The following is an 8455-nucleotide window of genomic DNA, read 5'->3' as shown; positions in this document are numbered from 1 at the left end:
ACAAGATGAGATTTCTTTAAAGGGTCGTTGGAGATTACAACGTTGATAGGCTACAGGTGTAAAGGCAGTAATGTCATAGCCGAGTAGTACTAATAACCCATAGGCTTATGTATATCGTCTTCCCTCTACGGAGGGAAGCGCAACTCTTTGATAATTTATGATATGATTTTACTAATATGTTAACTTTTACAGTTGAAATACACTGAAACGATTTAAGGTGATTATTGCAATGGGGCTCACCTCTTACCATTCCGAACAGAGAAGTTAAGCCCATTAGCGCCGATGGTACTGCCGATGGTGGGAGAGTAGGTCGTTGCCTTTCTTTTTAACCTCAATCTTATAAAATAAGATTGAGGTTTTTTTTTGCCCTAAATCTAAATAAAAAGATACGGAATAAGAAAACCTAAATCTTAATTAATAGGGGTTAGATGAGTTTTAGCCTTGTTTTATAAATTAACAAGGCTTTTTCTTTCGATGATTATATTTTTCTCTTATAATCGTTGAAATAGGCTTGTTTTCAATTTTACTTTCTAGCCATGACAGAATATCTAGATATAGAAAGGCTCTTTTTTCAAAAGGATGATTTTCATAAACTTTTAATCGGTTATGAATCTTCTTAAATTCATTTTTTATTTGATGTGGAAAAACATCTCCAAGCGATTTTATTGAAACAATGAACTCTTTTTGCACTTCTTGTAAATTCTCCATTTTAAGAAGAAACTTATATGTATCTTTAAATTGTCTTTCTAAATGATAGTCTAGTCCACATTCATAATGTGCAATTAGATTTAAAATTCTAGCAAAGCATTGTAGGTCTTCACCAACATATAGTTTTTTTGAATTGATAATTTTAGATAGATATTCAATTGACTTTTTATTTTCACCCATTCCAAAGTATAAGCAAGCTATCTTGTAATATAATGTGATAATATGGTGTTTGTCTATTCGATTACTATACTCATGAATCTTACTATTAATTTCGTCAACTAAATATTCTCCTTCACTAAATGTACCTTCTAGGAAATGCTTATGTAGTTTATTTGCATAGAAATATTGAAAAATTAAAATTTCAGTATTTCCATTCATTGGAATTTTATTTTGTTTTATATCATTTTCAAATGATGTAAGCTCTTTATTAAATTCTTTTTCATGCTGAATAAAGAATAATGACTCTAATAAGTAGTTGATTCCTTTTAAATAAAAAACAGGATTTAATTTTACCATTTTTGGATACTCTCGATATAAGTTTACCCAATTAGAAGAATACTTATAACCATTCAGAAAATTTTGAGTTAAAAGAGATCTCCATAGGTGTGCTTTGTATAGCCATAAACGCTCTCTAAATCCTAATTTATTGTAATCAAAATTAGGTAAACGAGCATAGAAATAAGAGTTAATCTTATTCAGTTCTTCATCATTACGAGCATAGCCAGTTTTTAAAAGAATACCATACAATTGAAGTGATAAGTTTGAGAGTTTACTTGTAATTACATTTTGTAAACTTAATTCCTTAGCCTGAATTGTTAATTCATCAGCTCTGGTACTAATACTTCTCGTTATATACTGACTTTCGATTACTTTTTCTAATTCCACAATTTCATAAGCAATGTTTTTTTCTTCATTATCTATTGCTAATACTTTTGCTTTGTCAAGTAATTTAAGACTTTGCTTATATAGACCTTTTTGATATAGTACTGTGGCAAAATCTAACTGTTCACGTATTTGAACTCTAACATTTTTATGTTTCGGATTCATTCGTAAGCTAGTTAGCATTTGTTTATACAAATGAGCTTTTAAATTAGAAAGTTGTTGCTTGCTAACAATTCCACTATTAATAATTGCTTTTTCATCATACTTTTTTTGTTTTTCTAAAAACTTAAAAAGAGTAAAAAATTTAGCTTCAGTATTACCTTCTAATCGACCAATATATAAGTGAAACTGACGTTTTTCTGATTTCGTTAAAGATTGAATCAGTACAAATAAAGAATCATTTTGTTGGTTAACTCTTGTAAAATAATTCATTTTAAAATATTGTTAATCAGTTTGTTAGTGTTTTTGTTTTGTTTTTTGGTGTCGTAAAGAGTATTTGAAAAAATAGCACTTCTGAAAAGCCAATATATACATTTGATTGATATAATGACAATATATTTAAGAGAATGAATAACGATAAAGTCCAAATTTTCGATACCACTTTAAGAGATGGTGAGCAGGTCCCCGGTTGTAAACTGGACACAAAACAAAAGCTAGTTATTGCTGAGAGATTAGATTTTTTAGGAGTTGATATTATTGAAGCAGGTTTTCCAGTTTCTAGCCCAGGAGATTTTACTTCTGTAAATGAAATTGCAAAACTGGTAAAGAACGCTACAGTTTGTGGTTTGACTAGAGCAGTAAAAAAAGATATTGAAGTTGCTGCAGAAGCTTTGAAAATAGCTAAAAAACCAAGGATTCATACAGGAATTGGAACGAGCGATTCTCATATTAAATATAAGTTTAATTCTTCTCAAGATGAAGTTATAAGGAGAGGGGTTGAAGCTGTTTCATATGCGAAGAATTTTGTTGATGATGTAGAATTCTATGCAGAAGATGCTGGTAGAACTGATAATGCTTTTTTAGCGAAAGTTTGTGAAGAGATGATTAAAGCTGGAGCTACAGTTTTAAATATTCCAGACACTACTGGATATTGTTTACCTGAAGAGTATGGAGCTAAAATAAAATACTTAAAAGAAAATGTAAAAGGAATTGAGAATGTAATCATTTCTTGTCATTGTCATAATGATTTAGGTTTAGCTACAGCAAATTCAATAGCTGGAGCAATTAATGGTGCTCGTCAAATAGAATGTACTATTAATGGAATTGGAGAGCGAGCAGGAAATACAGCTTTAGAAGAGGTTGTTATGATTTTAAAACAACACCCTTATTTGAATTTACAAACTGATATCAATACACAGTTATTATATGATACTAGCTTAATGGTTAGAGAAAGCATGGGAATGCCTGTACAGCCGAATAAAGCTATAGTTGGAGCAAACGCTTTTGCACATAGTTCAGGGATTCATCAAGATGGAGTTATTAAAAATCGTGAGACATATGAAATCATAAATCCAGCTGATGTAGGTGTTACTGAAAGTGCTATTGTATTAACAGCAAGAAGTGGTAGAGCTGCTTTAGCGTATAGGGCAAAAAAAATAGGGTATGAATTAACCAAAATTCAACTGGATTCAGCTTATAGAACTTTTTTAAGTTTTGCAGATAAGCAAAAAGAAGTAATAGATGATGATATTCATATGATAATGAAACAAGTTAATAAGGTTTCTAAAATAGCAATAGCCTAATGGGAAAAACATTATTTGACAAAGTATGGGATGCTCATGTAGTAGATACTATAAAGAATGGACCTCAAGTTTTATATATTGATAAACATTTAATCCATGAGGTTACAAGTCCACAAGCATTTAATGAGTTAAAGGAACGTAATATTCCAATTGCGCGTCCAGATAAGATTATTGCAACAGCTGATCATAATACTCCTACAGTAAATCAACATTTACCTGTTAGAGATGAACTTTCTAGAAATCAATTAGAGCAATTAACTAATAATTGTAAAGAGAATAATATAGAATTATATGGTTTAGGTCATAAATACAATGGAATTGTTCATGTAATGGCTCCTGAATTGGGAATTACTCAACCAGGAATGACAATGGTTTGTGGAGATAGTCATACATCAACCCATGGAGCTTTTGGTGCAATTGCTTTTGGAATAGGAACAAGTCAAGTAGCACAAGTATTTGCAAGTCAATGTTTGTTATTACAAAAGCCTAAAAGTTTACGAGTAACGGTCAATGGAACCTTAAAAAAAGGTGTGTTGCCTAAAGATGTTATACTGTATATAATAGCTCAGTTAGGGACAAATTCAGGAACAGGGTATTTCTGTGAATATGCAGGAAATGTTTTTGAAGAAATGTCTATGGAAGGTCGTATGACTGTTTGTAATATGAGTATTGAAATGGGAGCTAGAGGAGGAATGATTGCTCCTGATGAAACTACTTTCGAATACGTAAAAGGTAGAAAATTTGCTCCTAAAGGTGAACTATTTGAGGATAAAGTAGCTCATTGGAAAACTTTAAAAACTGATGCAAATGCTAAGTTTGATAAAGAGTATTCTTTTAATGCTGAAGATATAGAACCAATGGTTACTTATGGTACAAATCCTGGAATGGGAATAAAAATTACCGAAACTATTCCTGAAGAAAATGATGTTTCTTTTGAAAAATCGTTGACTTATATGAATTTTAAAAAGGGTGAAAGCTTAGTTAATAAAAAAATTAATTATGTTTTTATTGGTAGTTGTACAAACTCAAGGATTGAAGATTTTAGAGTTGCAGCTTCTTATGTTAAGGGAAAACAAAAGGCTAAAAATGTAAATGCATGGTTAGTTCCAGGATCACAATTGGTAGCAAAACAAATTCAAGAAGAGGGCTTACAAACTATTTTTGAAAAAGCTGGTTTTGAGTTGCGTGAACCTGGATGTTCTGCTTGTTTGGCAATGAATGATGATAAAATACCTGAAGGAGAATATTGTGTTTCTACATCCAATAGAAATTTTGAAGGTAGACAAGGACAAGGGGCAAGAACTATTTTGGCAAGTCCATTAATTGCAGCAGCGACTGCAGTAGAAGGAAGAATTATTGATATAACTAAAAATCTTAATTAGAAAGAATGGAAAAGTTTGTGAAATTAATAGATACAGCAATTCCTTTACCTACTGAAAACATTGATACTGATCAGATAATTCCAGCTCGTTTTTTAAAAGCAACGGATAAAAAAGGGTTTGGAGATAATGTATTTAGAGATTGGCGTTTTCACAAAGATGGAAGTATAAATAAAGATTTTGTTTTAAATAATGATACATACCAAGGAAGTATACTAATTGCTGGCGATAATTTTGGATGTGGTTCTAGTAGAGAACATGCAGCATGGGCATTATCAGGTTACGGATTTAAAGTAGTGATTAGTAGTTTTTTTGCGGATATTTTTAAAGGAAATGCTTTAAATAATGGAATTTTACCTATTCAAGTATCTGAGGAGTATTTAAAAAAGTTATTGAAAAAAATAAAAGAAGTTCCTGATACTGCTTTGATAGTTGATTTAGAGAATCAATTATTAAAAACTCCAGTAGGGAATTGTGAATTTGAAATCAATCAATATAAAAAAATATGCATGCTTAATGGATACGATGATATTGATTTCTTAATAAGTAAAAAAGATAAAATAAAAGCTTTTGAAGCAACATTATAAAAAATATGAAATATAATATAGCTGTTATTCCAGGAGATGGAATAGGACCCGAAGTTACTGAACAAGCAAAAAAAGCACTGAATGCGATTGCTCATGTTTACGACCATACTTTTATTTATAAAGAAGCATTGATGGGAGCTTGTGCTATAGATGAAACAGGGAACCCATTACCAAACGAAACACTTTCAGTTTGTAAAGAATCTGATGCAATATTATTTGGAGCAATAGGACATCCTAAATATGATAATGATCCAAGTGCTAAGGTAAGACCAGAACAAGGATTATTGAAATTACGTAAAGAGTTAGGATTGTTTTGTAATGTTAGACCAGTAAAGGCTTACGATCAACTGATTGAAAATTCACCACTAAAAGAAGACATTATAAAAAATACTGATATTTCTATTTATAGAGAATTAACAGGAGGTATTTATTTTGGAATAAAAGAGTTAAGTGATGATGGAAAAATAGCATTTGATGGTTGCTCTTATTCTGTAGAAGAAATTGAACGTATTGCACATTTAGCTTTTAAAGAGGCACAAAATAGAAGTAAAAAATTGACTTTAGTTGATAAAGCAAATGTTTTAGAAACATCACGTTTATGGAGAAAAACGGTTACAGCATTATCAAGTCAGTATCCAGAAGTTACCTTAGATTTTTTATTTGTAGATAATGCGGCAATGCAAATGATTTTAAACCCTAAACAGTTTGATGTAATTTTGACAGAAAATTTGTTTGGAGATATTATTAGTGATGAAGCAAGTGTTATTGGAGGTTCTATAGGATTGTTAGCATCAGCTTCAGTTGGTAAAGAGAATGCGTTATTTGAACCTATTCATGGTTCTTTTCCACAAGCTACAGGAAAAGATATAGCTAATCCATTGGCTTCTATTTTATCAGCAGCAATGTTATTGAAACATTTAGGTTTACATACAGAAGCAGCTGCTGTAGAAAGAGCAGTGGAAAAATCGTTAGAACTAGGAATTACGACAGAAGATATTAGTTCAGAAACTAGTTTTGGAACAAGTAAGGTTGGTGATTTTATAGTCGATTATATCTATAACCAAGAGGATAGTAATTTAAATTTCCAGAATATACATATGGGACAAAGCACCATTATATAATTAATTGATTATTAAATGTAACTAGTGAGGTATTTATAGAAATATAAGTGCCTCATTTTTTTTATCGTAAATATTCCTTAGTTCATGTGAATAATTCCTTGGTTTCTTAAAAAGTGGTTTCAAGACCAAGATGTCTAGGATACTTTTGAAGTATAAATCATAAAAACATATAAAGATGAATACTAAAAGAGAACTAATTTTTTTAAGAGCGTTTGCATTTTGCTTAACAAGTGCAATTGTATTGTTAACTACTCAGAGTTTTAAAACAAAGAAAGTTACTAAGTTTGATACCATAGATGTGAAGCGTATTAATGTTGTAGAAGATGATGGAACAGTAAAAATGCTAATTACGAATGCAAAAAACTTCCCTTCAGAAGGAGATATAATTAATGGAGAGGTTTATCATAAAAGAACAAAGAGACCAGGGTTGTTGTTTTATACTGAAGACGGTAAAGAGTGTGGTGGTTTAATTTATGATGGTAAAAAAAGAGGAAAAGGACATAGTTCGGGGCTTTCTTTAACATTTGATCAATATGATGGAGACCAAGTAATGCAATTAATAACTCTTGATAATAGTGATGGAAATAAAAGATATAAGGCGGGACGTTTGGTATTTAATGATAGACCAGATAATGAAACACGAGAAGTAAGAGATAAGTTAATAAAAGAGTTGGAAAAAATTAAAGATAGAAAAAAGCGAAAAGAGAAATATGAAGAATATAAAAAGAAAGGATTGTTAGGAGTAACAACTAGAGTAGTTCTAGGACAAACTCCAGGGAAGCAAAATGGATTATTTTTGAATGACGATCAAGGAAGAATGCGAGCTAAATTTATAATCGATGAAAATAATGCTATCAAATTAGTAGCATATGATGAAAAAGGAAATGTAGTTAGTACTTGGCCTGAAAATAAGAAATAACCTTTGAAATTTGTGATGAAGTTTTATAAAGAGCTTCATCACAAATTGAATATATTTGTTACCATAGATATGAAAAAAGTTGTTACATTTTTTAAAGAAAATTTACGTTTTTTATTTTTTCTTTTTGCTTTCAGTTGGTTACTTATTTTAAAAAATGAATTACTAATATCTCGATCTTTTGAAGATTTTAGATTTCATATAGATGCCCCTTTTTGGTTTTTTTTTAAAGGAGTTTTTATTTTTTTACTAGTTGCATTTATAAAAAAGAAATTAGATAGTAACTCACAATTAAGTATATCTACAGAAAAAAAGTATCTACTTTTTTTTGGAATAGGATTGTTTGGATATGTGTTGTATAATAATATTTCAGGAATATTAATAGCTTACATTTTCAATACTTTTTCAAGGAATTATGGGAGCCTCTATTTAATTGTTTATAAAAATTTTGGTTCGATAATAGATTTTCTAATTTTTGGGGGTTTTTCATTGGCATACCTTTATTTTAAAGAGAATAGAAAATACGAAGAGCAGGTAAAAGACTATGAAATTAGTAAAGTTAAAAATGAAGTAGCCCAATTAAGAACTCAATTAAACCCTCATTTCTTATTTAATAATTTAAATGTATTGGACCATTTAATAGAAGAAGATACAGAGAAAGCAAGTTCGTTTTTAAATCGTTTTTCAGAATTGTATCGTTATAATTTATTTAGTGCAAATAAAGAATTAGTTTCTATACAAGATGAGCTAACTTTTTCTGAAGGCTATTTTGAATTAATGAAGGTTAAGTATAATTCTTACTATAATTTAATAATTGAAGAAGAGTTGAAATTATTGAAAGTTATTTTACCTCCATTTTGTATTCAAGTTTTAATTGAAAATGCGATAACGCATAATAGAGGTACTATAGAAAATCCAATCAATATAAAAATAGAACAAGTAAAAGAGGGAATTAAAGTATCTAATAATAAAATGGCTTTTAAGAATAAGAAAAAAGGAAATGGCATAGCGTTAAAGAATATTACAAAGCAATTTCATTATTTTGTTAAAAAGCCAATTTTGATAAAAGAAAATGAGACTTCTTTTGAAGTAACACTTCCATTGATTAATTTAAAATAGT

7 protein-coding genes and 2 rRNA genes are annotated in these 8455 nt (G+C 29.8%); 8 read left to right on the top strand and 1 reads right to left on the bottom strand.

Annotated elements, in window-relative coordinates; translation table 11 throughout:
* Positions 1-113: ribosomal RNA gene (locus MHN29_RS17455) — 23S ribosomal RNA — on the top strand; the annotation flags it as partial.
* Positions 114-213: 100 nt separating this feature from the next.
* Positions 214-322 (top strand): 5S ribosomal RNA (gene rrf, locus MHN29_RS17450).
* A 131-nt stretch (positions 323-453) separates the two neighbouring features.
* Here the strand turns inward: rrf and MHN29_RS17445 are convergent.
* On the bottom strand, positions 454-2022 hold the full coding sequence (locus tag MHN29_RS17445; protein ID WP_235275957.1) for a hypothetical protein: 1569 nt from the start codon (positions 2020-2022) through the stop codon (positions 454-456).
* A gap of 134 nt (positions 2023-2156) precedes the next feature.
* Between MHN29_RS17445 and MHN29_RS17440 the strand changes: the two genes are divergently transcribed.
* The 6 genes from MHN29_RS17440 to MHN29_RS17415 all read left to right on the top strand — a co-directional run bounded on the left by MHN29_RS17440 (position 2157) and on the right by MHN29_RS17415 (position 8454).
* A complete protein-coding gene (locus MHN29_RS17440; protein WP_235275956.1) occupies positions 2157-3332 on the top strand; it encodes a 2-isopropylmalate synthase in 1176 nt (391 codons plus the stop codon).
* A complete protein-coding gene (leuC, locus tag MHN29_RS17435; RefSeq protein ID WP_235275955.1) occupies positions 3332-4714 on the top strand; it encodes a 3-isopropylmalate dehydratase large subunit in 1383 nt (460 codons plus the stop codon). Before MHN29_RS17440 ends, leuC begins: the two co-directional genes overlap by 1 nt.
* Before the next feature lie 5 nt (positions 4715-4719).
* Entirely contained in the window at positions 4720-5298 is a 579-nt protein-coding gene (leuD, locus tag MHN29_RS17430; RefSeq protein WP_235275954.1) for a 3-isopropylmalate dehydratase small subunit, read from the top strand.
* A 5-nt stretch (positions 5299-5303) separates the two neighbouring features.
* Complete coding sequence (gene leuB / locus MHN29_RS17425; RefSeq protein ID WP_235275953.1) at positions 5304-6419, top strand: 3-isopropylmalate dehydrogenase; 1116 nt, start codon at positions 5304-5306, stop codon at positions 6417-6419.
* Between the two features lie 175 nt (positions 6420-6594).
* Entirely contained in the window at positions 6595-7338 is a 744-nt protein-coding gene (locus MHN29_RS17420) for a hypothetical protein (protein WP_235275952.1), read from the top strand.
* A 69-nt stretch (positions 7339-7407) separates the two neighbouring features.
* Positions 7408-8454: a sensor histidine kinase gene (locus tag MHN29_RS17415; RefSeq protein ID WP_235275951.1), complete on the top strand. Its 1047-nt coding sequence runs from the start codon at positions 7408-7410 to the stop codon at positions 8452-8454.
* The last annotated feature ends 1 nt before the right edge of the window (position 8455 follow it).

The organism is Tenacibaculum sp. Cn5-46, from assembly GCF_022347705.1.
GTDB lineage: Bacteria > Bacteroidota > Bacteroidia > Flavobacteriales > Flavobacteriaceae > Polaribacter > Polaribacter aiptasiae.
This window is presented reverse-complemented; position numbering and strand designations above follow the sequence as displayed.

Excerpts from the sequence above, each read along its gene's own strand:
- MHN29_RS17420 (WP_235275952.1), top strand. The coding sequence starts at position 6,595 with ATGAATACTAAAAGAGAACTAATTTTTTTAAGAGCGTTTGCATTTTGC.
- leuD (WP_235275954.1), top strand. The coding sequence starts at position 4,720 with ATGGAAAAGTTTGTGAAATTAATAGATACAGCAATTCCTTTACCTACT.
- leuC (WP_235275955.1), top strand. The coding sequence starts at position 3,332 with ATGGGAAAAACATTATTTGACAAAGTATGGGATGCTCATGTAGTAGAT.
- MHN29_RS17440 (WP_235275956.1), top strand. The coding sequence starts at position 2,157 with ATGAATAACGATAAAGTCCAAATTTTCGATACCACTTTAAGAGATGGT.
- MHN29_RS17445 (WP_235275957.1), bottom strand. The coding sequence starts at position 2,022 with ATGAATTATTTTACAAGAGTTAACCAACAAAATGATTCTTTATTTGTA.
- MHN29_RS17415 (WP_235275951.1), top strand. The coding sequence starts at position 7,408 with ATGAAAAAAGTTGTTACATTTTTTAAAGAAAATTTACGTTTTTTATTT.
- leuB (WP_235275953.1), top strand. The coding sequence starts at position 5,304 with ATGAAATATAATATAGCTGTTATTCCAGGAGATGGAATAGGACCCGAA.